The sequence below is a fragment of the Gordonia sp. 135 genome (assembly GCF_009720185.1).
Lineage (GTDB): Bacteria > Actinomycetota > Actinomycetes > Mycobacteriales > Mycobacteriaceae > Gordonia > Gordonia alkanivorans.
The window spans coordinates 2801987-2826177 of sequence record NZ_CP046257.1 but is presented as its reverse complement, the minus strand read 5'-3'; the positions used below and the strand labels follow the sequence as shown (position 1 = coordinate 2826177).

The window sequence follows — 24191 nt, the reverse complement described above, 5'->3', positions numbered from 1 at the left end:
AGTCTCGGCGGGGCTTTTTGCGTGCTGGGTGCTGTTTCGACGCGAATCGGCAACGACTCGCGCACCGTCGGCGTTTCTCGTGATCTGGATCACAGCTCGGGCGTAGTCTCGCCCGCGTGTCCGCAGCACCGACCGTCCACTCCCGTTCCATCCCGACGTGGGCGATCGTGCTGGCGGGGATCGCGGCTCTCGGCGTGATCGCCTGGCACATCAGCGCTTTCCCGATCACCAATCCGTTCTACGGGCTGTTCGAGAACGCGACCGATGTCCGCGTCTACCGTGCCGGCGCCGACGCCGTGCTCGACTCGCGCCCCCTCTACGACGCCCCGGTCCTGTGGCGCCTGCACTTCACGTATCCGCCGTTCGCGGCGATCGCCTTCGTGCCGCTCGCCGTGCTGGGTGCCGGGTTCGCCGACATCATCTGGTGGGCAACCGGTTTCGCCGCACTCGTCGCGGTGGTGGCGCTGGGCACGCGCAGCCTGGGCTACCGGTTGGGTGCCCGCCTCATCGTGTTCGCCGCCCTGTTCTCGATCGCGGTCACCGCGCTCGAACCCGTGCGGACCACCATCTGGCTCGGCCAGGTCAATCTCGTCGTGATGGCGCTTGTCCTCACCGACCTGGTCTTCCTGCGCGTCGATTCGCGGTGGCGGGGGATCGCGCTCGGGATCGCCGCCGGACTCAAGCTGATGCCGCTGTTCGCGGTTTTCTATCTGGTCGTCACGCGGCAGTGGCGTGCGGCGGCCACCGCGATCGCCACCTTCGGCGCCACGGTCGCGATCGGATTCCTCGTCATCGGGTCGGATGCCCGGACGTACTGGACTCGTCACCTGTTCGAGTCCGCCCGCATCGGCCGTGCCGATTCGCCTGCCAACCAGTCGGTCCGCGGCTTCGGTTCGCAGATGCTGGCGCACCTCGACGTCCGGCGTTTCACCCATCCGGGACCGGGCGGGCCGGTGTTCGAGGCGCCGTCGTGGCTGTGGGTGCCCGCGGTACTGGTGGTCGCGGTAGTGGGCCTGTGGGCCGCGGTCGTCGCCCGGCGGATGTCGCAGCCGCTCCTGGCCGCGACGATCGTGGGGATGACGATGTGCGCGGTGTCGCCGTTCGCATGGGGGCACCACTGGGTGTGGTGCGTACCGCTGCTGCTGGTGACCCTCGATCTCGCCCTGCGGCATTGGTCGCGTCAGACCTGGTGGTACTGGCTCGCCCCGACCGGTGTCGTCGCGCTCACCTTCACCTGGTGGCGGCACTGGTGGGACAGCGGGACTTACCTGACTTCTGATCACGCGATCTCGCTGGGGCTGTTCATGATGCCGCGAAGTCCCGGCCTGGGCGTGGGCGGCCATGTACTGGCCGTGATCTACGCCGGTTGCTACCCGCTGCTGCTCGCCGTCACCGTGGTGGCGACTCTGGTCGGACACTCGGTCGCGCGGCGTCGTGCCGAGGCGCGGACGCCGGCACGAGATGACGTCATCGCGGTTGCGTAGCGGGATCGTCGGCGCCGAGCCCGCCCGTCTCGCCGAAATACCCGAGCCGGAGCAGGTCGGTGATCTCACTGATCAGCGGCATCCGCGGGTTGGTGCGGTTGCTCAGATCACCGAAGGCGGTCATCGCCAGCTGTGGCAGCGCGTCGAGGAACTCGGCTTCGGGCACGCCGATCTCGGCGAGTGTGCGTGGCATTCCCAACCTGCGCAGCAAATCGTCCACGCCCTGAAACAGCCGGCGCCGGCTCTCGGCCGGTTCGCGGCCGCCGAAGACGACCCGACCCAGTTGCGCATACTTGTCCGGCGCGACGTACGCCGAATAGCCCGGCGCGGGCATGAACTTGGTCGGCACGGAGGCGTTGTAGCGCAGAGTGTGCGGTAGGAACACACCGTTGACCCGACCGTGCGCGATATTGAACCTGGCGCCGACGGCATGGGCGAGAGCGTGATTGGTCCCCACGAACGCGTTCGAGAAGGCCAAACCCGCGAGAGTGGCCGCGTTGGCCATGTCGGTTCGGGCCGCGAGGTCGGCCGGATCGTCGTACGCACGGGGCAGCGCATCGAAGATCAGTCGGGCGGCCTGGACGCAGAACGCGTCGGTGTACGGGGAGGCGAAGATCGAGGCGACGGCTTCCAGCGCGTGGGTGAGCGCATCGATGCCGGTGTCGACGGTCAGCGTGCGCGGCATGGAAAGGGTCAGTGTCGGGTCCACGATCGCCATGTCCGGGACGAGCGAGTAATCGACGAGGGTCTCCTTGCGGCCCGCTACGGTCAGCACTGCGGCCGGCGACACCTCGGAACCGGTGCCGGCGGTGGTGGGAATCGCGACCAGTCGCAGTGTGTGCGGGTCCTGGGGGTACTCCGCGATCCGCTTGCGGGGATCGAGGAACGGCAGCGTCAACTCCGCAAGGTCGGTCTCGGGGTGCTCGTAGAAGAGCCGGATCGCCTTGGCGGCGTCGAGCACCGACCCGCCTCCGACGGCGATGAGCAGATCCGGCCGCTGACCTTGCAGCACCGCGACGCCCCGACGGATCGTCGCTTCATCCGGTTCCGGCTCGACCTCGGCGAAGACCCTGACGTGTTGGGCGCGCATGTGGGCACGCAGCTCGTCGACCACGCCGCGTTCTTCGCTCAGGACATCGGTGACGACCACGACATCCGTACACGGGACGTCGCGGAGATTGTCCAGTGCGCCGGCGTTGAAGAAGGTGTTCGCGGGCACGCGGAACCACTGGGACGGGGACCGTCGACGGGCCACGGTCTTGATGTTCAGCAACTGCAGGTAGTTCACGTTCTCGGTGGTGCTCGACCCGCCCCAGGTGCCGCAGCCCAGCGAGAAGGTGGGCGCGAGGTCGTTGTAGATCCCGCCCAGCGCCCCGACTGCGGTGGGTGCGTTGACGAGAATCCGCCCGGTGCGTACGGCGGCACTGAAGGCGTCGACGACCGACTCGTCGGCGGTATAGACGGCCGAGGTGTGGCCGAGGCCGCCGTGCTCGGTGACCAGGACCGCGGCGTCGATCCCGTGCTGCACGTCGCGGGCGCGGACGAGTCCGAGGACGGGCATCAGCTTCTCCTGCACCAGCGGGTGGATCGCGAGCTCGTCCAGATCCGACGGAAGTGGCGCCAGCAGCACCTTCACCGCGGGGTCGACGGTGAAACCGGCTCGGGCGGCCAACTCGGGAGCCTGCTGGCCGAGCGCGCCGAGGTTGACCTTGTCGCCGTCGCCGAAGGCGAAGTCGGCGATGGCCGTCGCCTGCTCGTCGGTGAGCAGGTGAGCGCCCATCCGACGGAACTCTGCAACCGTGGCGTCGTAGATCGCGTCGTCGACGATGCAGGTCTGTTCGGCGGGGCAGATGACGGAGGCATCGAAGGTCTTGGAGATCAGGATGTCGACGACGGCACCCTTGATGTCGGCGGTTCGGTGCAGGTAGATCGGTGCGTTGCCGGGTCCGACGCCGAGTCCTGGTTTGCCGGCTGCGTTGGCGAGTGCGACGATCTTCTGTCCGCCGGTGACCCAGATGAAGTCGACGAGCCGGTGCCGGAACAGGTAGTGGGTGACCTCATGGGCGGCGTCGGGAATCACCTGCAGGGCGCCGGGGGGCATGCCGGCCGCCTCGGCTGCCTCGCGCAGGATCGCCACCGTCCGTTCGCAGGAATGCGCCGCCACCGGTGAGGGGCGAAAGATGATGGCATTGCGGGTCTTTGCCGCGATGATCGCCTTGTACAGCACCGTCGACGTGGGATTGGTGACCGGGGTGATCGCGAGGACGACGCCGATCGGCTCGGCCACGCGCGCGACATCGCGTTCGGCGTCCTCCTCGATCACGCCCACCGACTTCTTGTCCTTGAGGTGGTCGTAGAGGAACTCCGTGGCGATGTAGTTCTTGACGACCTTGTCCTCGAAGACCCCGAAGCCGGTCTCCTCGATCGCCACCGCGGCGAGTTCGGCGGCGGCCCTCACCCCGGCCCGTGCCATGGCCGCGACGATCGCGTCGACCCGTTGCTGATCCAGCGTGCGGAACTCCGTCGCGGCGGCCGCGGCCCTCTCGACCGCGGCGTCGACATCGGTCAGATCGAGTGTTGGTGCTTCGGCGTTCTCGCGGATGGTCGACATTCGATATCACCTCGAACCGGTGTGTCGTCGCGCTTTCAGAAGATACGCGGCCGTGTTCGCGCACGTTACTCGCGACCGTGGGGACACGGGCCCCTTTGGGTCTTCCCCGGCACGATCTTCGACCCGGTGTGCGCCGGCAGTCGGGTTTGCCGGCATCAGTCGTCCGGGTTCTGAGCCAGGAAGTCCGCGAGTTCCCGACGCACCCGTTCGCTCTGACCGAGCAACAGGTGTCCACCGGAGTCGAGGCTGACCAGTCGCGCGCCGGGAATCCTCGACGCCGCCTCGGCGGCCGCTGAATATGACGTCAGTGGATCATCCACGGCGTGGACGATGAGCGTCGGGACGGCGATCTCCTCGAGTGGGTACGTGTTGATGTCGGGGTCGGCGACATATGCGTCGAAGACCGCACCCCGCCTGCGTAAGCCGATGGGGAAGATCGCGTTCGACAACTCCGTCAGGACGTGGCGCTGGGCGGGGGAGCGCGGGAAACCCCTGGGCACACCAAGTAGGCGGAAGAACGCCGGGCGGGCGAAGTACTTCAGCGACCACATCGCTGGATCGTTGTAGAACGATCGAGCCCATCGTGGCGGGATGCGTGTCGTCCGACTGCCCGGGAAACTGCCCGAGATGACGACCAGATGCCGGACCCGTCCGGGATGTCGAAGCGCGAACCGGACCGCGGCGCTCGTGCCGGCCGACAGCCCGACGGCGTCCACCTCGTGATACCCGAGGTGGTCGAGCAATTCCGCGAATGCATCCGCCTGGTCGGCGACCGAGGCACCGTCGGGCATCATCGATCCCAGGTAGCCGAAGCGCGACGGCGCGATGATCCGTCTGTCCGCCACCAGGTCGCGCATCGACAGCAGGCCGCCATCGCAGCCCTGAAAGATGCCGTGGCTCACGAGAAGTGGGTCTCCGGCGCCGCGTCCCGCGTAATCGATCGCACCGAACCGCGACTCGACCATGTGTCGGGGGGTCGACCCGATCCGTTTGCGAGCTGCGACCAGGTCGCGGACATAGGCGACACGGACGAGTCCGGCCACCGTCGCGACGACGGCGGCGACGACCAGGCGGAGTACGCGCACTCTCACCGGGGTTCGGCGACGGAGAGATCTCGATCTCATGAGAACTCGACCGTTTGTCCGGGGGCGAGTTGCACGAACGAGTCGCGACACTGGACATCGATAGGGTCGACGTCTCGTTGCTCGGAGGTCACCTCGACGCCGCTGCCGCTGACGGTCAGCTTCAGCCGGTGTCGCCGGTAGTAGATGCGAAACGACAGTGCGCCCAGCGATCGCGGCCACCGGGGATTGAGGATCAGCCGGTCATTGCGGAGTTCGAGGCCGGTGAAGCACCGCTGCAACAGGTCGATGCTGCCGCACATGGCCGCCAGGTGGATGCCCTCCGACGTCGTGCCACCCTGGATGTCGGTGATGTCGGCGTCGAGCACCTGCTCGAAGAACTTCACCGCGTGCTCGCGGTCGGCTCGGGCGAGGACCCACGAATGGACCACCGAACTCAGCGTCGAACCGTGCGAGGTCCGCGCCATGTAGTAGTCGATGGTGTGCGGAATCATTTCGGCCGGTAGCCCATAACCCAAGTCCTCCAACAGTTCCCGTAGCTCCTCCGCGGACAGCAGATAGAACAGCATGAGGACGTCGGCCTGCTTGGACACCTTGTACCGGGTCACATCGTCGTTCTCGGCCTCGAGGATGCGGTCGAGGCGTTGGATGCTCCCGTAGCGGGCGCGGTAGGCCTCCCAGTCCAGTTCTTCGAGCCGGTCGTAGCCTTCGAACTGGCTGATCGTCCCGTCGTGGAAGGGCACGAACATCCGGCGGGTGAGGGACCGCCACAGTTCGAGCTCGGGTTCCCGCAGCCCGAGGTCGACGAGCAGATTCACGCGGTCCCGCTGCGGGATCGTCGCGAGTGCGTCGAGGGCGCGACGGATCACCCACACCGCCATGACGTTGGTGTACGCGTTGTTGTCGATCCCGTCGTAGGGCGCGTCCGGATAGCCGGCATGGAACTCGTCGGGTCCGATGACCCCGCGGATCACGTAGCGGTCGCGGTCGGGGTCGTACTCCGCGAGGTCGGCCCAGAAGCGTGCGATCTCGACGAGCATCTCGGCGCCGGGCCCGATCAGGAAGTCGAGGTCGTGCGTGATCTGGAAGTACTGCCAGACGTTGTAGGCGATCGCCAGGCCGACGTGATGCTGACGCGCGCTCGGGTCCGGATTCCACCGGCCCGAACGCGGGTTGAGATGCAGCTTCTGGCTCTCCTCGCGGCCGTCGCTGCCGGATTGCCAGGGGTACATCGCGCCGCGGTGGCCGGCGTCGCGGGCGGCGATCCGGGCCTCGTCGAGCCGGCGGTAGCGGTAGCGGAGCAGCGCTTCGGCCAGGCGGGGGAGTCGGGGGGTGACCACCGGGAGGACATACATCTCGTCCCAGAAGATGTGTCCGCGGTAGGCCTCTCCGTGCAGTCCGCGTGCGGGGATCCCCACATCGGTGTCCACGGTGTTGTGCGAGACCACCTGCAACATGTGCAGCATGTGGAACCGGATCGCCCGCTGCGGGTCGGGTTGGTCCTCGAGGTCGATCCGGCACAGATCCCACAGCCGCACACAGGCACGAGCGTGGCCGGCGAGCAGGCCGTGAAACCGTCCGAGCCGCGTCAGACCGTCGGCGGCGGCCATTCCCGGCTCGGAGATGCCGCGGTCGCGGGAGGTGTAGAGCGTCACGACCTTCTCGACGACGACCTCCTCACCGGCGGTGACGTCGACGGTGAGGAGATGTCCGATCCGACCGTGGTCGGAGACGAGGTCGCGGTGCGCGGGCAACTGTTCGTTCCCGCGCCACACCGTGGTCCGGGCCGCCATCGCGATCTGGACCCGCGACTGGTTGGTCTGCACCCGCAGCAGCACGGAATCCGGTGTGGGTGCGCTGGTCTCGTGCGCGGTCAGGTGCCGGCCGGCGAGTTCTCGGTAGCGATCGACCCCCGTGTTGGCGACCTCCCCGTCGAGAACCGAGGAGAACTCCACCCGGCCCGACCAGTCCTCGGCGAGGACGCTCGTCTCCAGGGCGCACACATGGGGCCGGTCCATCGACACGAAACGACGCTGCCGGAGCTTGGTGGTGCGTCCGTGCGCATCGCGGAATCGGATGTCACGGATCAGAACCGCGCGGCGCAGGTCGAGAATCTGACGGAACGCCAGGATCTCGACCGCGTCGATGTCGAAGTTCTCGCCGTCGTCGATCCGGAAGGTCAGCGGCAGCCAGTTCGGGAGGTTGACCAGGCTCTCGTTCTCCACCATGCCGGCCGGGAGATCGTCGCTGAGCCGGTTGTAGACGCCGGCGGCGTAGGTGCCCGGATAGTGGATCGCGCCGGCCACCGACTCCGGCGCGGCGCCACGCGTCGCGAAACAGCCGTTCCCGACCGTGCACAGGGCTTCCCGGAGTTTCTCCGCGCCCGGGTCGTAGTGTTCGTAGATCAGCGACCAGGCGCTCGAGGGTTGGGCGGCCTGTGCGACCAGGTCGACGACCCGGCGCAGCAGCGCAGGGACGGCCGCGGGCGACTCGACGGCGAACTGCGCGGCCGTGCGACGGTCGCGGTTCTCGTCGGCGCACACCACCACGCCGAGCCCGTCGGTGGCCACCCGGTCGAACGCATCCTCGTCGGGCAGATCGTCGCCGAAGTAGATCGGGATCGACTCGTCGTCGGCCGCGCCGACCTGATGGAGTATCCAGTCCACCGCTCGGCCCTTGTCCCAGTCGACATCCGGACGCAGCTCGAGCACCTTGCGGCCGGGAAGCGCCCGCAATCCGTGCCGGACTCCGATCTCGCGGGCTCCCGCGACGATCTCGTCGGCCAGGTCGGGGGCCGCGTTGCGGTAGTGCACCGCGACGCTGAACTGTTTGGATTCCACCAGGACTCCGGCCGAGTCGGCGAACCGCTGCCGGAGATCGGCGGTCGCGGCGGTCACCTCCGAGGTGGACGCCCGCGCGACGTCGTTGACGCGATGCTCGCCGTCCGGGCCGACGAGTTCGAGTCCATGACACCCGGCGTACCAGAGACCGGGAATGCCGACGCGCTGCCGGATGTCGGGCAGATCGCGTCCGCTGATGATCGCCACCGGGCACAGTTCCGACAGCCGGCTCAGTGCCTCGCCCGCACCGTCGACGAGGGTCGCCGCCGCCGGGTCGTTGACGATCTCCGACAGCGTCCCGTCGAAATCGAGGAAGACCACGGGTCGGCGCGCGACCGCGATGGCGTTCAGATGCTCCAGGTAGGTGACGGCGTCCGGCATCGTGGCGATCCGCGCGCCGCCGAGACGCGTTTTGATGTCTGCGGGGTGCTCGAGGACGGCATCGGCACCGTGACGCCGGAGTTCGTCGGCCGATGCGGTGCCGTCGACGCCGATCACCAGGGCGAACGCGCCGCTTCGAGCCGCGGCCACGCCGGCCGTGGAGGACTCGACGGCAACACATCGTGCCGGTGACACCCCGAGGCTCCCGGCCACGTGCCGGAGGGCGCCGCGGTCGGGCGGGCCGACCAGGGCCGGCAGATCACCCATACCCGCGGTGTCGAGCAGGGCGGGCAGGTCGCGATGCGACGAGTGCACCCCGCACGCGATGCCGAACCCCCGCAGCCGGTGGACGAGTGCCCCGGTGGATCGGAGCAGTGCCGAGTCGGCCTCGAGATCAACCGAATCGAGACCGAAGACCACGCCGTCGTGCAGGCGTGCGTCGATAGTGACCGTTCGCATCGTCCCCATCTGCTCAGCATGAACGCGTGCCCGGGCGTACACGCCGGACTTCGGTAGCCTGGACCCGACTTTTGACATTGACGGGTCCGACGTAGGGGGAACATGGCGGAGTCGTGGTGGAAGCGCATGCGGGTCCGAGCGCGTCATCGCCGGTACGTAGTGCGTTCCGACCCGCGCTGGCATCGCATCTATCGCATCGGCGTCGCCGTCGTCGGCACGATCGTGCTGCTCTGCGGCATCGTCGCCATCCCGTACCCGGGCCCCGGCTGGCTCATCGTGTTCCTCGGCCTCGGGATTCTGGCGTCGGAGTTCGAGTGGGCCCATCGCCTGCTGAAGTTCGCGCGAGCGAAGTACGACGCCTGGATGGAGTGGATCGGCCGGCAGCACTGGTCGGTGCAATCCGTGTTCTGGATCGGCACCTTCGCCATCGTCGTGGGAACGCTCTGGCTCCTGGGAGCACTGCACACGGCGGCCGGATGGGTGAACCTCGACTACCAGTGGCTCGCCAGCCCCATCTTCTCCTGATCGCCCTTCCGGGCCGCGCCGCGCGCCGGGAGAGGAGGGGTACGGCCGGTCGGGATGACACGCGGATACCATCGGAGTCGCAAACGTCCGCCGACTCCACGCGAACTCAGCGTGTCCGAACCCATTCGAGGAGCGTCCCGTGCCCGACGACGTCCAGGTGACCAGCCCAGCCACGATCCGTGTGCCGGCTGGAACTACCGCGGGCACCGCACTCCGTGACCACGACCTGCCCAACAAGGGCCCCGAGGCGATCGTCGTCGTCCGCGACGCCGCCGGCGACCTTCGTGACCTGTCCTGGGCGCCCGCCGAGGACGCCGAGGTCGAGCCGGTGGCGGCCAACACCGAGGCCGGACGCAGCGTCATCCGGCATTCGTGCGCGCACGTGCTCGCGCAGGCGGTCCAGGATCTGTTCCCCGACGCCAAGCTGGGCATCGGACCGCCCATCAAGGACGGCTTCTACTACGACTTCGATGTCGCCGAACCCTTCACGCCTGAGGACATCAAGGCCCTCGAGAAGAAGATGAAGCAGATCATCAAGTCCGGTCAGCGTTTCTCGCGCCGCGTCTATGAATCCAAGGACGAGGCACGCGCCGAACTGGCGAACGAGCCGTTCAAGCTCGAACTGATCGACGACAAGGGTGCCGCCGACGACGCCGAGGTCATGGAGGTCGGCGGCGGAGAGCTGTCCGTCTACGACAACCTCAATCCGCGAACCGGTGAACGCATCTGGTGCGACCTGTGCCGCGGGCCGCATGTGCCGACCACCAAGTACATCGCCGCGTTCAAGTTGACCCGGTCGTCGGCCGCTTACTGGCGCGGTGACCAGGACAACGCCGACCTCCAGCGGGTGTACGGCACCGCATGGGAGTCCGCCGAGGCCCTCGACACCCATCTCGAGCTGCTCGCCGAGGCGGAGAAGCGCGACCACCGCAAGCTGGGCGCCGAACTCGACCTGTTCAGCTTCCCCGACGAGCTCGGCTCGGGCCTGCCGGTCTTCCATCCCAAGGGCGGCATCATCCGCAAGGAGATGGAGGACTACTCACGGGCACGGCACGTGGCCGCCGGGTACGAGTTCGTCAACACGCCGCACATCACCAAGGGACACCTCTACGAGGTCTCCGGTCACCTCGACTGGTACCGCGACGGGATGTTCCCGCCCATGCACGTCGACGCCGAGATCGACGAGAACGGCGAGGTGCGCAAGCCCGGCCAGGACTACTACCTGAAGCCGATGAACTGCCCGATGCACAATCTGATCTTCCGGGGCCGCGGACGTTCGTATCGTGAACTGCCGCTGCGCATGTTCGAGTTCGGGTCGGTCTACCGCTACGAGAAGTCCGGCGTGATCCACGGCCTCACCCGGGTGCGCGGCATGACGCAGGACGACGCGCACATCTACTGCACGCGCGAGCAGATGCGCGACGAGCTGACGTCGATCCTCAACTTCGTCCTCGGTCTCCTCAAGGACTACGGCCTGGACGACTTCTACCTCGAACTGTCGACCAAGGACCCGAAGAAGTTCGTCGGCTCCGACGAGGTGTGGGAAGAGGCGACCAACACGCTCGCCGAGGTCGCCGAGGCCTCGGGTCTCGACCTGGTGCCCGATCCGGGCGGCGCCGCGTTCTACGGCCCCAAGATCTCGGTGCAGGCCAAGGATGCGCTCGGCCGCACGTGGCAGATGTCGACCATCCAGCTCGACTTCAACCTGCCGGAGCGGTTCGAACTGGAGTACACCGGCCCGGACGGCACCAAACAGCGTCCGGTGATGATCCACCGCGCCCTGTTCGGCTCCATCGAGCGGTTCTTCGGTGTGCTCACCGAGCACTACGCGGGCGCCTTCCCGGCTTGGCTCTCGCCGGTCCAGGTCATGGGCATCCCGGTCGCCGACGCGTTCGCCGGTCACCTGCAGGGCGTCGTCGACGCGCTGCGTGCCGCGGGTGTCCGCGCCGAGGTCGACCACTCCGACGACCGCATGCAGAAGAAGATCCGCAACCACACCACCGGCAAGGTGCCGTTCATGCTGCTCGCCGGCGAACGCGATGTCGAGGCGCATGCGGTGAGCTTCCGGTTCCGCGACGGGTCCCAGATCAACGGTGTCCCGGTGGGTGCCGCGATCGCGGCGATCACCGACTGGGTGGGCGCCCGGCGCAACGAGTCGCCGACCAAGGAGCTCCTGGAGGCGAAGCTCGGCACCGTGGGGGCCGTCGATGGCTGAGGCACCGGGCGAGATCCGCGACGAGGGCGTCGGCGTCGGTGGTCGTCTGGAGCGGCTGTGGAGTCCGCACCGGATGACCTACATCGCCGACCCGCAGCCGGCGGCCAAGACCGGGCACCCCTTCCTCGACATCCCGACGATGTCGGACGAGGACGGGCTGATCGTCGCACGCGGCGAGTCGGTGTATGCGGTGCTCAACCTGTACCCGTACAACCCCGGGCACACGATGGTGGTCCCGTACCGCCAGGTCGCCGACCTCGAGGATCTGACGCCCGCCGAGTCGGCCGAGCTGATGACCTTCACGCAGCGGACGATCCGCACGATCAAGGCGGTCTCCAACCCGAACGCCTTCAACGTGGGACTCAACCTGGGCTATGCCGCGGGCGGGTCGCTCTCCGAGCACCTGCACCAGCACATCGTGCCCCGCTGGATGGGCGACGCGAACTTCATCACGATCGTCGGCGAGACCAAGGTGATGCCGCAGTTGCTGCGCGACACCCGGGGACTGCTCGCCGAGGCGTGGCAGCGTCTCGATGACTGAGGGGGGAGGAGCTCGCGGATGCTGAGCATTCTGGGTCGGGCGTCGGTCTCCAAGGTGACGTTGCCGATGGGGCGGGCGCTGCTGCGTACCGGGCTCACGCCGGACATCATGACCGTGATCGGGACCGTGGCGACCGTGGCGGCCGCGCTCACGCTGTTCCCGATGGGCTACCTGTTCGCGGGCACCCTGGTGATCTGGCTGTTCGTCATGTTCGACATGCTCGACGGTGCGATGGCCCGTGCCCGCGGCGGCGGAACCCGCTTCGGGGCCGTCCTCGACGCCACGTGCGACCGCATCGCCGACGGCGCGATCTTCGCCGGCCTCGTGTGGTGGTGCACCATCACCGAACCCCACCGCCTGCTCCTGGTCGCGACCCTCATCTGCCTGGTCACCTCGCAGGTGATCTCGTACGCGAAGGCCCGCGCCGAGGCCAGCGGCCTCTACGGCGACGGCGGTCTCATCGAGCGCCCCGACCGCCTGATCATCGTGCTCGTCGGTACCGGCCTCACCGGTCTCGGCCTGCCCTGGGCGGTACACGTGGCGATGTGGCTGCTCGCCGTCGGCAGCGTGATCACCGTGGGCCAGCGCATGTGGTCGATCTCCAACTCGCCGGGTGCGCGGGATCTGATCCCGCTCCAGGCGGAAACCGAAGCCGCCGATCCCGACGCGGACGGCCCGACGACCCCGCCCACCGGGTCACGATGACCGGCATCGCCGCACTCGCCGCCGACCTGGGGTACCGGGCCGGCTGGGCCGCGGTCCGTTACGCACCGGAACGCGCCGCCCGCACCGTGTTCGACCGCGCCGGTGGGTTCGCGGGACGCCGCAACGGCGGTCCGGATCAGTTGCGCCGCAACCTGGCCCGCGTGATCGGGGTCGCCGACCCCGCCGACGTGCCCGACGAACTGGTCGCGGATGCGGTGCGTTCCTACGCTCGGTACTGGTGCGAGGCCTTCCGGCTGCCCGCTCTGGACCGTGCCACCGTGGCGTCGACGGGGAACCTGCCCGACGCCGATCACGCCCGGCTCGACGCCGCGGTCTCGCGCGGCAAGGGTGTGGTGCTGGCCCTGCCGCACACCGGCAACTGGGACATGGCCGGCGTCTGGCTCGTCCAGCACTACGGGAAGTTCGCGACGGTCGCCGAACGGCTCGAACCGGAGTCGCTGTTCAACCGGTTCGTGGAGTACCGGGAGTCGCTGGGCTTCGAGATCTTCCCGCTCAGCGGTGGTGAACAGCCCCCGTTCGGAGTGCTCGCCGACCGCCTGCGGGCCGGCGGCATCGTCTGCCTGCTGGGGGAGCGCGACCTCGCGCGCCACGGCGTCCCGGTCACCTTCTTCGGGGAGCGCACCCGGATGCCGGCCGGATCGGCGAGGCTGGCGATCGAGACCGGCGCAGCCCTGTTCCCGGCCCACCACTGGTTCGAGGAGGCGCCCTACTCGTCGATGAGCGTCGGCGAGGAGATCGATGTCTCCGGCGGCGTGGAGACGGCCACCCAGGCGCTCTCCGACGCGTTCGCCGAGAACATCGCCGCACATCCTGCCGACTGGCACATGCTGCAACCGCTCTGGGAAGCCGACTGGACCGATCGGCAGAGGGCACGGATGAACGAAACCGGGGGAGCCGCATGAGAATCGGGATGATCTGCCCTTATTCGTTCGACGTCCCCGGCGGTGTGCAGGCGCACGTCACCGAACTCGCCCACGTCTTCATCGACCGCGGTCACGAGGTGAGCGTCCTCGCCCCGGCGTCGCGCCGCACCGAACTGCCCGAGTACGTGGTGCGCGTGGGCCCGTCGTTGGCCCTCCCGTACAACGGGTCGGTGTCGCGGGTGAACTTCAGTCCTAAAGGGTATCTGCGACTGCGTCGTTGGATCGCGGAGAACGGCTTCGACGTCCTGCACGTCCACGAACCCAACTCACCGTCGATCTCCATGCTCTCGCTGATGGTGGCCTCCGGACCAATCGTCACGACCTTCCACACGGCGACATCGAAGTCGTTGTGGCTCAGCGCTTTTCAGGGCATCCTGCGCCCGTATCACGAACGCATCGCCGGCAAGATCGCCGTCTCCGAACTCGCCCGGCGCTGGCAGATGGAGTCGCTGGGCTCCGATGCGGTGGAGATCCCCAACGGCATCAACGTCGCCGGCTTCGCCAACGCCGAACCGCTCGACGGCTACCCGCATCCCGGCCGCACGATCCTGTTCCTCGGCCGCTTCGATGAACCCCGCAAGGGCATCGACATCCTGATGCGCGCGCTGCCGTCCGTGGTGGAGAAGTTCCCGGACGTGCGCGTCCTGGTCGTCGGCGGCGGCAACCAGGCCGCGCTGCGCCGGCGCGCGGGAAGCCTCGCCGATCACCTCGTCTTCCTGGGGCAGGTCGACGACGCGACCAAGGCGCGCGCCCTGGCCTCCGCCGACGTCTACTGCGCCCCCAACCTCGGCGGCGAGAGCTTCGGCATCGTCCTCGTCGAGGCGATGGCCGCCGGTGCCGCGGTGATCGCCAGCTCGCTGAACGCCTTCCGGCGCGTCCTCGACGACGGCCGGGCGGGCAAGCTCGTCGACACCGGTTCCCCGGATCAGCTCGCGGCGGGCATCATCTCGCTGCTCTCCGACGACGAGGCGCGCGAGCAGCTGGTCGCCCGGGGACGTGTCCGCGCCGACAAGTACGACTGGTCCCGCGTGGCCGACCAGATCCTCCGCGTCTACGACACCGTGACCGTCGGTGCCGGACCGGTGGTGGTGTCCGACTGATGGCGACCTGGATCGTCCTCGGGGTCGTCGCGGTCCTGCTGGCCGCCGGCTGGGCCTATCACACCGCCAACCGCCTCGACCGCCTCAACGTGCGCGTCGACCTCGCCCGGCAGTCCCTCTACGCGAGTCTCGACCGACGGGCCGTCGTCGTGCGTGCCATCGCCGCGGAACTGCCGGGATCCGAGCTGGCCGCACTGGCGGACCGGGCGGAACGAGCAGCCCCCGAGGCTCGTGAGGACGCGGAGAACGCGCTGTCGTCGGCGCTGGCCCGCGCCGACGCCTCCGGACGGTCTCCGGCGCTGGTCATCGAGCTCGCCGACGCCGAGACACGGGTGATGATGGCCCGTCGGTTCTACAACGACGCGGTGCGCGACACCCGTGCCCTCGCCGAGCGACGACTGGTCCGGTGGTTGCGTCTGGGCGGCCGCGCGTCGCCGCCGACGTACTTCGAGATCATCGAGCGCGTCTCACCGGGCCGGGGCGAGTGATCCTGACACCAGGGCGTTCACCGGGCTGACCTAGACTGGTTCCACGCTGCCGCGGGGTCCGCTGAAGGGGGATCGGCTGCGGCACGCCGAGACAGCGACATGAGGAGAAATCAGTGAGTCACAACGGCGCGACCGTTCCCGAGGTCGGACAGGGCACTGCCCGTGTCAAGCGGGGAATGGCCGAGATGCTCAAGGGCGGCGTGATCATGGACGTGGTCACCCCCGAGCAGGCGAAGATCGCCGAGGACGCCGGCGCGGTGGCCGTGATGGCTCTCGAGCGCGTGCCCGCCGACATCCGCGCCCAGGGCGGCGTCTCGCGGATGAGCGATCCGGACATGATCGACGGCATCATCTCCGCGGTGTCCATCCCCGTGATGGCCAAGGCGCGTATCGGGCACTTCGTCGAGGCGCAGATCCTGCAGAGCCTGGGCGTGGACTACGTCGACGAGTCCGAGGTGCTGACCCCGGCCGACTACTCCAACCACATCGACAAGTGGGCGTTCACCGTGCCGTTCGTCTGCGGTGCGACCAACCTGGGTGAGGCGCTGCGTCGGATCACCGAGGGTGCGGCGATGATCCGCTCCAAGGGCGAGGCCGGCACCGGTGACGTGTCCAACGCCACCACCCACATGCGCAAGATCCGCGACGAGATCCGTCGCCTGACGTCGCTGCCGAAGGATGAGTTGTACGTCGCGGCAAAGGAACTGCAGGCTCCCTACGACCTGGTGGTCGAGGTCGCCGAGGCCGGCAAGCTGCCGGTGACGCTGTTCACCGCCGGCGGTATCGCCACCCCGGCCGACGCCGCGATGATGATGCAGCTCGGCGCCGAGGGCGTCTTCGTGGGCTCGGGGATCTTCAAGTCCGGCAACCCGGCTCAGCGTGCGGCCGCGATCGTGCAGGCCACCACCTTCCACGACGACCCCGACGTGCTGGCCAAGGTCTCGCGCGGCCTGGGCGCGGCGATGGTCGGCATCAACGTCGACGACATCCCGCAGCCGCACCGCCTGGCCGAGCGCGGCTGGTGACCCCCACCGCCGCCGGAACGCCCCCGTTCAACACGCCGGAGACCGAACAGTCGACATGCGTGGCGAGCCGGGGGTGTTCCGGCGGTAGGATCTGCTGATCATGGATGCGGCGACCATCGTTCGGGATGCCTCGGTCTCGGGCACACACATCGTGGGTGAATTGCGGCTCGAGTGGTCGGCGGCGTGCAACGTCGGCCGGGTCCGCGAGACCAACGAGGATGCCGCACTGGCACTGCCGGGCATGTATCTCATCGCCGACGGCATGGGCGGTCACGACAGCGGCGAACTCGCCAGCGAGGCCGCACTGCTCACGCTCTCCGAGGCGACGAGCGCCGGTGAATTGAACGCCACCAAGGTGCAGCTCGACGACCTGCTGGTCGCGGCACAGCGTCGCATCGGCGAGATCGACACCGAGACCGACCGTCGGGCGGGCACCACCGCCACCGGTGCTGTGCTGGTCACCCACGAACAGAGCCCGCACTGGCTGGTCCTCAACATCGGCGACTCGCGCACCTACCGGTACCAGAACGGTTCGCTGCAGCAACTCACCACCGATCACTCGCAGGTCCAGGAGTTCATCGACGCGGGCTTCCTGACGCCGGAGCAGGCGCGAACCGACCCGCGGCGCAACGTCATCACCCGTGCCCTCGGTGCCGGGATGGTCGATCCCGTCCCGGATTTCTTCAACACCCCGGCCTTCCCGGGCGATGTCCTGCTCCTCTGTACCGACGGGCTCACCGGTGAGCTGCCCGACGAGGAGATCGGCGACATCCTCGCCAACGCGTCGACCTCCGACGAAGCGGCCGAACGTCTCGTCGACGCGGCGCTCGCACTCGGCGCCCACGACAACGTCACCGTCATCGTGGTGACCGTGCACGAGTCGGTTCCGACCCTGACGATGCCTGCTCTCGACGGCGCCGCCGAGGGAAAGTCCACCGACGAGGCGACGGTCTCAGACCCCAACTGATGGAGGTGATCTGGTGAACACAGGTCACGATCCCTCGGTCTACGACCCCTCGGACGCCGCCGACACCGGGCTCGACGACGGTGCGACCTACGTCGAGTACTGCGGCGAACGAACCGCGCTCGACGCCGACCGGCGTTTCTTCATCGGCCGTGAGGCCGATCTGTCGATCGACGACAACCCGTATCTCCACCGCCGATTCCTGGTGGTGCACAACGAGAACGGGCTGTGGTGGCTCACCAACCTGGGCACCCACCTGTCGGCGAGCGTGTCGGCCGGTGATGTCGGCTTCTCGGCCACCCTCGGTCCGGGGGCCCGCATGCCGCTGGTGTTCGGCGAGACCACCATCGTGTTCACCGCCGGCCCCACCACCTACGAGCTGAGTGTGTTCGCCCGTGCGCCGCAGGTGAAGTCGGTGACCCGCCCGGAGTTCAGCGGCGGCCACACCACTCAGGGCGTGCCGACCCTGACCGAGAGCCAGAAGCTGCTCATCGTCGTACTGGCGGAGGAGATCCTGCGCCGCGAGGGGACCGGCGCCTCGTCGATCCCGTCCTCGGCCCAGGCCGCCCGACGCCTCGGCTGGCCGCTGACCAAGTTCAACCGCAAGCTCGACAACGTCTGCGACAAGCTCGATCAGCTCGGCGTCAGCGGGATGCGCGGCGGCGGCGGCAAACTCGCGAGCAACCGCCGCACCAAGCTCGTCGAGTACGCGGTGTCCTCGCGCATCGTGACCCGAGAGGACCTCCCGCTGATCGACGCGGAGGCCGCGCGGAACGCCGCAGGCTGACCGGGTCCTCTGACCTGCGGTTATGGCATGGGTAGTTCTCCCCATGCGGTGGGGAGTTCTCCCCATCGACCGGGGCGCGAAACGCCCATAATCTTCAACTCATCGCCGGCGAAGACCCGGCACAGACCACCCGGTTCGATGAGTGAAGAGGAAGCACACATGACTGCGATCGCCCACCAGGCCCCCCAGCACCTGCGCCAGATCAACGCTCGACGCGACGCCGAGGCGCAGGCCCGTCGCCAGGAGGCACTGGCCCGTCTCGCGGCCCGCCGGATGCCGCTCCCCGGGCAGGTCTCCCGTCAGAACCAGCCCGGCCTCGGTCTCCGCGCCGGGCACCCGCACCTGCACCGCGTCGCCTCGCCGATGCCGGCGTCCGAAACCGCGGTGACCACCGAGGCGTCCACCGGTCGCGCCAAGCCCAATCTCACCTCCCGCGAGGTCGAGGTGCTGCGGACCTGGATGCTCGTCGACTCCAAGCCCGCCGTCGCCCAGGAGCTCTACATCTCCCTCGGCACGGTCAACACCCACCTGACCCGCATCCGCGCCAAGTACGCCGAGATCGGTCGCCCGGCCCCCACCAAGGCCTCGCTCGTGGCCCGCGCCATCCAGGACGGGATCATGACGCTCGACGAGCTGTAGAGGCTGACATCGGGATGGGTTGCCCGGTGCGGGATACTGGTCGGCGTGGCAGCCATCGAGGACATACTCCAGGTCGAGCAGATCGAGACCGACATCTACCGGGGTGGTGCTTTCCCCAGCCACCTCCAGCGCACCTTCGGCGGCCAGGTCGCCGGTCAGGCGCTGATGTCGGCGACGCGAACGGTCGACGCCGACCATTACGTCCACTCGCTGCACGGATACTTCCTGCGACCCGGCGATCCCGACATCCCGGCGGTGTTCCTCGTCGACCGGATCCGCGACGGGCGGTCCTTCGTCACCCGGCGGGTCACCGGGATCCAGCGTGGTGAGGCGATCTTCACGATGTCGGCGTCGTTCCACGTCCGGACCGACCAGGGCTACGAGCACCAGGACCGCATGCCGCCGGTGCCGGACCCCGAGGAACTCACCGACCGCCTCGACGAGCTGGGCGAGGAAGAGCGCGCGGTGTTCAAGGAATGGCGAAACTTCGACCTCCGCATCGTGCCGCCCGAGAAGATGGTCACCTCCCCGTATCTCGCTGCGCAGCAACGGGTCTGGTTCCGGTATCGGCACCAGCTGCCCGACGACACGGTGTTCCACGTGGGGACGCTCGCCTACATGAGCGACATGACCCTGCTCGGGTCGTCGCGCGTGCCGCACCCCGAGTCCAACCCGCAGGTCGCCTCCCTCGACCACGCGATGTGGTTCATGCGCCCGTTCCGCGCCGACGACTGGCTGCTCTACGACCAGACGTCGCCGTCCGCGGACGGCGGACGTGCCCTGACGCAGGGCCGGATCTTCGACCGGCAGGGACGCATGGTCGCGGCGGTCACGCAGGAGGGGCTCGCCCGCACCGGACGCCAGATGCCCGAGGACCAGCACGCCCGGACCGATCGGTGAGCGCCGGATCGCGACCGCGGATCGGGGTTCTCGCACTCCAGGGTGACGTGCGCGAACACGTCCACGCCCTCGAGGCCAGCGGCGCCGACGCACTGCCCATCCGCAGGCGGTCCGAGCTCGACGAGATCGACGGCATCGTCATCCCCGGCGGGGAGTCGACGACGATGAGCAAGCTGCTGGGCATCTTCGATCTCTTCGACCCGCTCGCCGAGCGACTCTCGGACGGGCTGCCCGCTTACGGCTCCTGCGCGGGCATGATCATGCTCGCCTCCACGATCCTCGACACCCGTCCCGACGCGCGCCACCTCGACGCGCTCGACATCACGGTGCGGCGCAACGCCTTCGGCCGTCAGGTGGAGAGTTTCGAGACCGATCTCGACTTCGTCGGCATCACCGATCGAGCCGGTGCGCAGCCGATGCGGGCGGTCTTCATCCGGGCGCCCTGGGTCGAATCGATCTCACCCGACGTGGAGGTCCTCGCCCGGGTCCCGGAGGGGCCGGCCGAGGGTCGGATCGTCGCCGTACGTCAGGGAAATGTGCTCGCGACGTCGTTCCATCCGGAGGTCACCGGCGACCGACGCGTACATGAATACTTCGTGCAGATGGTGCGTCGGTAAGATCGTGCCGAACCAGCGACAGTGCAAGCGCCTGCGGCAGCAGTCGGCAGGCTTGAGGATCGTCGGATGCGGGGCCACGGGCCCGGCATGCGTTCCGCGGGTGACCACCCGCTGCGCACCGGCACCGGGAAAGGATGCGACGACATGAGCGGCCATTCCAAATGGGCCACCACCAAGCACAAGAAGGCGGTCATCGACGCCAAGCGCGGGAAGATGTTCGCCAAGCTCATCAAGAACATCGAGGTGGCGGCACGAACCGGCGGTGGTGACCCGGCCGGCAACCCCACCCTCTTCGACGCCATCCAGAAGGCGAAGAAGTCGTCGGTGCCCAACGACAACATCGAACGCGCCCGCAAGCGCGGCGGTGGTGAAGAGGCGGGCGGCGCCGATTGGCAGACCATCATGTACGAGGGCTACGGCCCCAACGGCGTGGCGATCCTGATCGAGTGCCTCACCGACAACCGGAACCGTGCGGCCGGCGAGGTCCGCACGGCGATGACCCGCAACGGCGGCAACATGGCCGACCCGGGTTCGGTGTCGTACCTGTTCACCCGCAAGGGCGTCGTCACCCTCGAGAAGAACGGCCAGTCCGAGGACGACGTCCTGATGGCCGTGCTCGACGCCGGTGCCGAAGAGGTCACCGACCTCGGCGACACCTTCGAGATCGTCAGCGAACCGACCGATCTGATCGCGGTGCGCAGCGCCCTGCAGGAAGCCGGCATCGACTACGACTCCGCCGAGGCCAGCTTCCGCGCATCGGTGGAGGTCGCCGTCGACGCCGACGGTGCGCGCAAGGTCTTCAAGCTGATCGACGCGCTCGAGGACTCCGACGACGTGCAGAACGTCTACAGCAACGTCGACATCAGCGACGAGGTCCTTGCCGAGCTCGAGAACGACTGAGGCTCGCCGCCCTCGCGGGGGCGTGTTGATCATCGGAGTTGTCCGCTCTCCCCGATAGGATCTCGAACAGTTGTTCGTAACATCGTTCGGATGCCTGGGAGGGTACGAGTGCGCGTCATGGGCGTCGATCCGGGTCTCACGCGGTGCGGCATAGCGCTGGTGGAGTCGGGTCGCGGAAGGTCGGTGACCGCACTCGACGTGGACGTGGTGCGCACGCCGAGCGACATGGATCTGGCCGAGCGGCTGCTCGCGATCTATACCTCGGCGTGCCACTGGCTCGACGTCCACCAGCCCGATGTGGTGGCCATCGAGCGTGTGTTCGCGCAGAACCAGGTCTCGACCGCGATGGGCACCGCCCAGGCCGGCGGCGTGATCGCGCTTGCGGCGAGTCAGCGTGACGTGCCCGTCCGGTTCCACACGCCGTCGGAGGTCAAGGCCGCCGTCACCGGCAGCGGTCGGGCGGACAAGGCCCAGGTGACCGCGATGGTGACGCGGATTCTCGGCATGCAGACCAAGCCGAAGCCGGCCGACGCCGCGGACGCTCTCGCGCTCGCGATCTGTCACTGCTGGCGCGGACCCATGATGGAGCGGATGGCAGCCGCGCAGAAACAGGCCGATGCGGCCGCCGCGAAGCATCGCCAGCGGCTCGCCCAGGCACGAGAGGGGAGTCGCGCATGATCGCGTCAGTCCGCGGTCCGGTTCTCGAGATCGCCCTCGATCACGCCGTGATCGACTGTGCGGGAGTCGGTTACCGGGTTCTGGCGACCCCGGTCACGTTGTCCCGTCTTCGCCGCGGCGACGAGGCCACGCTGTTGACCTCGATGATCGTCCGCGAGGACTCGATGACGCTGTACGGGTTCACCGAACCCGACGCCCGCGCGCTGTTCGCGCTGCTGCAGACGGTCACCGGCGTCGGTCCGCGGCTGGCGATGGCGACCCTCGCGGTCCTCGAACCCGACGCCTTGCGTCGTGCGCTGGCCGACTCCGACACCAAGGCACTGACGTCGGTGCCCGGCATCGGCAAGCGGGTCGCCGAAAGACTCTGCGTCGAACTGCGGGACAAGGTGGACCGTCCGACGGCCGACACGGCCACCGGCAGCGTTCCCGCAGTCGGAATCCGCGATCAGGTGGCCGAGGCGCTCGTCGGACTCGGCTTCACCGCTGCCCCCGCAGAGAAGGCGGTCACCGCGGTCCTCGCCGAGAACCCCGACGCCGATGCGTCGACCGTGCTCCGCCGGTCGCTGGCGATGCTGGGCAAGGCTTCGTGATGACCGGCGATCCCGACGACCTCGAGGATCGCGAGGTCAACGCGACACCGGTCCGGTCCGACGGCGATCTCGACGCAGGCCTGCGTCCGCGGTCGCTGGCCGATTTCATCGGTCAGCCGCGCGTCTGCGAGCAGCTCGAACTCGTCCTCCACGGGGCCAAGGGCCGCGGCGGGACCCCCGACCACATCCTGCTGTCCGGTCCTCCGGGACTCGGCAAGACCTCGCTCGCCATGATCATCGCGTCCGAGATGGGTGCGGCGATCCGGGTGACATCGGGTCCGGCACTCGAACGCGCCGGGGACCTCGCCGCCATGCTGTCGAACCTCGTCGAGGGCGACGTGCTGTTCATCGACGAGATCCACCGCATCGCCCGGCCCGCCGAGGAGATGCTGTATCTCGCGATGGAGGACTTCCGCGTCGACGTCGTGGTCGGCAAGGGCCCGGGTGCCACCTCGATCCCACTCGACGTCGCCCCGTTCACCCTGGTCGGCGCCACCACCCGTTCCGGCTCGCTGACCGGCCCGCTGCGCGACCGCTTCGGGTTCACCGCGCACATGGAGTTCTACGACCCCGCCGAACTCGTCCGGGTGCTCAACCGGTCCGCGGGCATCCTCGGCATGGAGCTGCGGCCCGACGCCTCCGAGGAGATCGCGCGCCGGTCACGCGGCACGCCCCGAATCGCCAACCGCCTGCTCCGACGCGTCCGCGACTACGCCGAGGTCCGCGGCGACGGCTCGATCACCGTCGACGTCGCCCGCGCCGCCCTCAAGGTCTACGACGTCGACGAACTCGGTTTCGACCGACTCGACCGCGCCGTCCTCGACGCCCTGATCCGGGCGTTCGGCGGGGGACCGGTGGGGGTGTCGACGCTGGCCGTGGCGGTCGGCGAGGAGCCCGCGACCGTCGAAGAGGTCTGCGAGCCGTTCCTGGTCCGGGCCGGGATGATCGCCCGCACCCCACGTGGCCGAGTCGCCACCGCGGCGGCGTGGCATCACCTCGGCCTGACGCCGCCCGCCGGCGCGATGAACGCCTCGTTCGGCGCCCGCCCCCGCGACGTCGGGGGCGAGTCCCTGTTCGGCGAACTCTGACCCGACCCGCGTGCGGAACCCCGGTGTGACGCGGGGCACCACCTGCAGGGATGCTCTCTCCGGTGGACGTGGCACACTGTGTGGAGCACAGCGTGACCATCTGACGCCTCTCGCCGTTCGGCGCGGGGTGGTGGTGCACGCGGTACAACCCGAAACACAAAGGACTGACTCTCACCCATGGACGCTCTGCTCTTCCCCCTCTTGCTGGCACTGCTCGCCGGCTTCATGTTCTTGTCGATGCGGAAGCAGAAGAAGCGCGCGGCCGAGATGCAGGACATGCAGAACTCGGTGTCGACGGGTACGCGCATCCAGCTGACCTCGGGCCTGTTCGGCACCGTCATCGATGCGGCGTCGTCCGACTTCGTCGACGTGGAGATCGCCACCGGTGTGGTCACCCGCTGGAACCGTCTCGCGATCATGCGCGTCATCCCCACCGACGAGGCCGCCGCGACCTACCCGGGCCACACCGCTCCGGAAGCCGACTACAGCGACTACGCCGACGACTCGGACTCGGTCAGCCTCGACAAGCCGTCGTCCGACGACGCGCGCGACACCGACAAGTAATCCCGGAGCAGCGCCGCGCCGGCGATCGGCGTGGCGCCTCCTGCCCACCTCCCGCGCATCGCCT

Annotated in this window: 22 protein-coding genes; 19 read left to right on the top strand and 3 right to left on the bottom strand. The window is 68.6% G+C overall.

From position 1 onward, the window contains the following. Positions 1 to 116 precede the first annotated feature (116 nt). Entirely contained in the window at positions 117 to 1484 is a 1368-nt protein-coding gene (locus GKZ92_RS12660; protein ID WP_230461797.1) for a glycosyltransferase 87 family protein, read from the top strand. On the opposite strand, the gene adhE is transcribed toward GKZ92_RS12660, so the two are convergent. The 3 genes from adhE to otsB form a co-directional block, all read right to left on the bottom strand. Further along, entirely contained in the window at positions 1468 to 4095 is a 2628-nt protein-coding gene (gene adhE, locus GKZ92_RS12655; protein ID WP_155225318.1) for a bifunctional acetaldehyde-CoA/alcohol dehydrogenase, read from the bottom strand. The two genes, GKZ92_RS12660 and adhE, sit on opposite strands and share 17 nt — an antisense overlap. A 155-nt stretch (positions 4096 to 4250) precedes the next feature. Beyond that, positions 4251 to 5180, bottom strand: a complete 930-nt coding sequence (locus GKZ92_RS12650; RefSeq protein WP_035751420.1) for an alpha/beta fold hydrolase — start codon at positions 5178 to 5180, stop codon at positions 4251 to 4253. Positions 5181 to 5215: 35 nt separating this feature from the next. After that, positions 5216 to 8866 carry a trehalose-phosphatase gene (gene otsB, locus GKZ92_RS12645; RefSeq protein WP_035751422.1) on the bottom strand — a complete coding sequence of 1217 codons (3651 nt, stop codon included), beginning with the start codon at positions 8864 to 8866 and terminating at the stop codon, positions 5216 to 5218. Between the two features lie 93 nt (positions 8867 to 8959). Here otsB and GKZ92_RS12640 point away from each other — a divergent pair, with 93 nt between their 5' ends. The 18 genes from GKZ92_RS12640 to yajC all read left to right on the top strand — a co-directional run bounded on the left by GKZ92_RS12640 (position 8960) and on the right by yajC (position 24127). Beyond that, positions 8960 to 9382 carry a TIGR02611 family protein gene (locus GKZ92_RS12640; protein ID WP_035751424.1) on the top strand — a complete coding sequence of 141 codons (423 nt, stop codon included), beginning with the start codon at positions 8960 to 8962 and terminating at the stop codon, positions 9380 to 9382. Positions 9383 to 9521: 139 nt separating this feature from the next. After that, positions 9522 to 11597: a threonine--tRNA ligase gene (gene thrS, locus GKZ92_RS12635; protein WP_035751426.1), complete on the top strand. Its 2076-nt coding sequence runs from the start codon at positions 9522 to 9524 to the stop codon at positions 11595 to 11597. Beyond that, positions 11590 to 12138: an HIT family protein gene (locus GKZ92_RS12630; protein ID WP_035751428.1), complete on the top strand. Its 549-nt coding sequence runs from the start codon at positions 11590 to 11592 to the stop codon at positions 12136 to 12138. Before thrS ends, GKZ92_RS12630 begins: the two co-directional genes overlap by 8 nt. 18 nt (positions 12139 to 12156) lie before the next feature. Continuing rightward, positions 12157 to 12843, top strand: coding sequence for a phosphatidylinositol phosphate synthase (pgsA, locus tag GKZ92_RS12625; protein WP_035751430.1), 687 nt, complete (start codon positions 12157 to 12159; stop codon positions 12841 to 12843). After that, positions 12840 to 13766: a phosphatidylinositol mannoside acyltransferase gene (locus GKZ92_RS12620; RefSeq protein ID WP_155225317.1), complete on the top strand. Its 927-nt coding sequence runs from the start codon at positions 12840 to 12842 to the stop codon at positions 13764 to 13766. Before pgsA ends, GKZ92_RS12620 begins: the two co-directional genes overlap by 4 nt. Then, positions 13763 to 14887: a glycosyltransferase family 4 protein gene (locus GKZ92_RS12615; RefSeq protein WP_035751433.1), complete on the top strand. Its 1125-nt coding sequence runs from the start codon at positions 13763 to 13765 to the stop codon at positions 14885 to 14887. The genes GKZ92_RS12620 and GKZ92_RS12615 overlap by 4 nt, the downstream gene beginning before the upstream one ends. Then, positions 14887 to 15375, top strand: coding sequence for an NUDIX hydrolase (locus GKZ92_RS12610; protein WP_035751435.1), 489 nt, complete (start codon positions 14887 to 14889; stop codon positions 15373 to 15375). Before GKZ92_RS12615 ends, GKZ92_RS12610 begins: the two co-directional genes overlap by 1 nt. Before the next feature lie 113 nt (positions 15376 to 15488). After that, on the top strand, positions 15489 to 16400 hold the full coding sequence (gene pdxS / locus GKZ92_RS12605; RefSeq protein WP_075863290.1) for a pyridoxal 5'-phosphate synthase lyase subunit PdxS: 912 nt from the start codon (positions 15489 to 15491) through the stop codon (positions 16398 to 16400). Positions 16401 to 16500: 100 nt separating this feature from the next. Next, complete coding sequence (locus tag GKZ92_RS12600) at positions 16501 to 17367, top strand: PP2C family protein-serine/threonine phosphatase (protein WP_035751439.1); 867 nt, start codon at positions 16501 to 16503, stop codon at positions 17365 to 17367. A gap of 13 nt (positions 17368 to 17380) precedes the next feature. Further along, positions 17381 to 18151 (top strand): hypothetical protein, encoded by a 771-nt coding sequence (locus tag GKZ92_RS12595; RefSeq protein WP_006356987.1) that lies wholly within the window; start codon positions 17381 to 17383, stop codon positions 18149 to 18151. Between the two features lie 159 nt (positions 18152 to 18310). Further along, positions 18311 to 18790, top strand: a complete 480-nt coding sequence (locus GKZ92_RS12590; protein WP_035751441.1) for a helix-turn-helix transcriptional regulator — start codon at positions 18311 to 18313, stop codon at positions 18788 to 18790. A gap of 45 nt (positions 18791 to 18835) precedes the next feature. Further along, positions 18836 to 19690, top strand: a complete 855-nt coding sequence (locus GKZ92_RS12585; protein WP_006356985.1) for an acyl-CoA thioesterase — start codon at positions 18836 to 18838, stop codon at positions 19688 to 19690. Then, positions 19687 to 20307 carry a pyridoxal 5'-phosphate synthase glutaminase subunit PdxT gene (gene pdxT, locus GKZ92_RS12580; protein ID WP_006356984.1) on the top strand — a complete coding sequence of 207 codons (621 nt, stop codon included), beginning with the start codon at positions 19687 to 19689 and terminating at the stop codon, positions 20305 to 20307. The genes GKZ92_RS12585 and pdxT overlap by 4 nt, the downstream gene beginning before the upstream one ends. Positions 20308 to 20451: 144 nt before the next feature. Further along, positions 20452 to 21207, top strand: a complete 756-nt coding sequence (locus GKZ92_RS12575) for a YebC/PmpR family DNA-binding transcriptional regulator (RefSeq protein ID WP_035751683.1) — start codon at positions 20452 to 20454, stop codon at positions 21205 to 21207. 108 nt (positions 21208 to 21315) lie between these two features. Next, on the top strand, positions 21316 to 21885 hold the full coding sequence (ruvC, locus tag GKZ92_RS12570) for a crossover junction endodeoxyribonuclease RuvC (RefSeq protein ID WP_035751443.1): 570 nt from the start codon (positions 21316 to 21318) through the stop codon (positions 21883 to 21885). Next, positions 21882 to 22475: a Holliday junction branch migration protein RuvA gene (ruvA, locus tag GKZ92_RS12565; RefSeq protein ID WP_006356981.1), complete on the top strand. Its 594-nt coding sequence runs from the start codon at positions 21882 to 21884 to the stop codon at positions 22473 to 22475. The genes ruvC and ruvA overlap by 4 nt, the downstream gene beginning before the upstream one ends. Continuing rightward, positions 22475 to 23563: a Holliday junction branch migration DNA helicase RuvB gene (gene ruvB, locus GKZ92_RS12560; protein WP_006356980.1), complete on the top strand. Its 1089-nt coding sequence runs from the start codon at positions 22475 to 22477 to the stop codon at positions 23561 to 23563. The genes ruvA and ruvB overlap by 1 nt, the downstream gene beginning before the upstream one ends. Positions 23564 to 23740: 177 nt before the next feature. Continuing rightward, positions 23741 to 24127 (top strand): preprotein translocase subunit YajC, encoded by a 387-nt coding sequence (gene yajC, locus GKZ92_RS12555; protein ID WP_006356979.1) that lies wholly within the window; start codon positions 23741 to 23743, stop codon positions 24125 to 24127. Positions 24128 to 24191 lie beyond the last annotated feature (64 nt).

Bases quoted from the DNA above. Each gene is read 5' to 3' on its own strand.
- ruvA (WP_006356981.1), top strand. From the start codon at position 21,882: ATGATCGCGTCAGTCCGCGGTCCGGTTCTCGAGATCGCCCTCGATCAC.
- GKZ92_RS12610 (WP_035751435.1), top strand. From the start codon at position 14,887: ATGGCGACCTGGATCGTCCTCGGGGTCGTCGCGGTCCTGCTGGCCGCC.
- GKZ92_RS12590 (WP_035751441.1), top strand. From the start codon at position 18,311: ATGACTGCGATCGCCCACCAGGCCCCCCAGCACCTGCGCCAGATCAAC.
- otsB (WP_035751422.1), bottom strand. From the start codon at position 8,866: ATGGGGACGATGCGAACGGTCACTATCGACGCACGCCTGCACGACGGC.
- GKZ92_RS12620 (WP_155225317.1), top strand. From the start codon at position 12,840: ATGACCGGCATCGCCGCACTCGCCGCCGACCTGGGGTACCGGGCCGGC.
- ruvB (WP_006356980.1), top strand. From the start codon at position 22,475: ATGACCGGCGATCCCGACGACCTCGAGGATCGCGAGGTCAACGCGACA.
- GKZ92_RS12575 (WP_035751683.1), top strand. From the start codon at position 20,452: ATGAGCGGCCATTCCAAATGGGCCACCACCAAGCACAAGAAGGCGGTC.
- adhE (WP_155225318.1), bottom strand. From the start codon at position 4,095: ATGTCGACCATCCGCGAGAACGCCGAAGCACCAACACTCGATCTGACC.
- pgsA (WP_035751430.1), top strand. From the start codon at position 12,157: ATGCTGAGCATTCTGGGTCGGGCGTCGGTCTCCAAGGTGACGTTGCCG.
- GKZ92_RS12640 (WP_035751424.1), top strand. From the start codon at position 8,960: ATGGCGGAGTCGTGGTGGAAGCGCATGCGGGTCCGAGCGCGTCATCGC.
- GKZ92_RS12615 (WP_035751433.1), top strand. From the start codon at position 13,763: ATGAGAATCGGGATGATCTGCCCTTATTCGTTCGACGTCCCCGGCGGT.
- GKZ92_RS12600 (WP_035751439.1), top strand. From the start codon at position 16,501: ATGGATGCGGCGACCATCGTTCGGGATGCCTCGGTCTCGGGCACACAC.
- yajC (WP_006356979.1), top strand. From the start codon at position 23,741: ATGGACGCTCTGCTCTTCCCCCTCTTGCTGGCACTGCTCGCCGGCTTC.
- GKZ92_RS12630 (WP_035751428.1), top strand. From the start codon at position 11,590: ATGGCTGAGGCACCGGGCGAGATCCGCGACGAGGGCGTCGGCGTCGGT.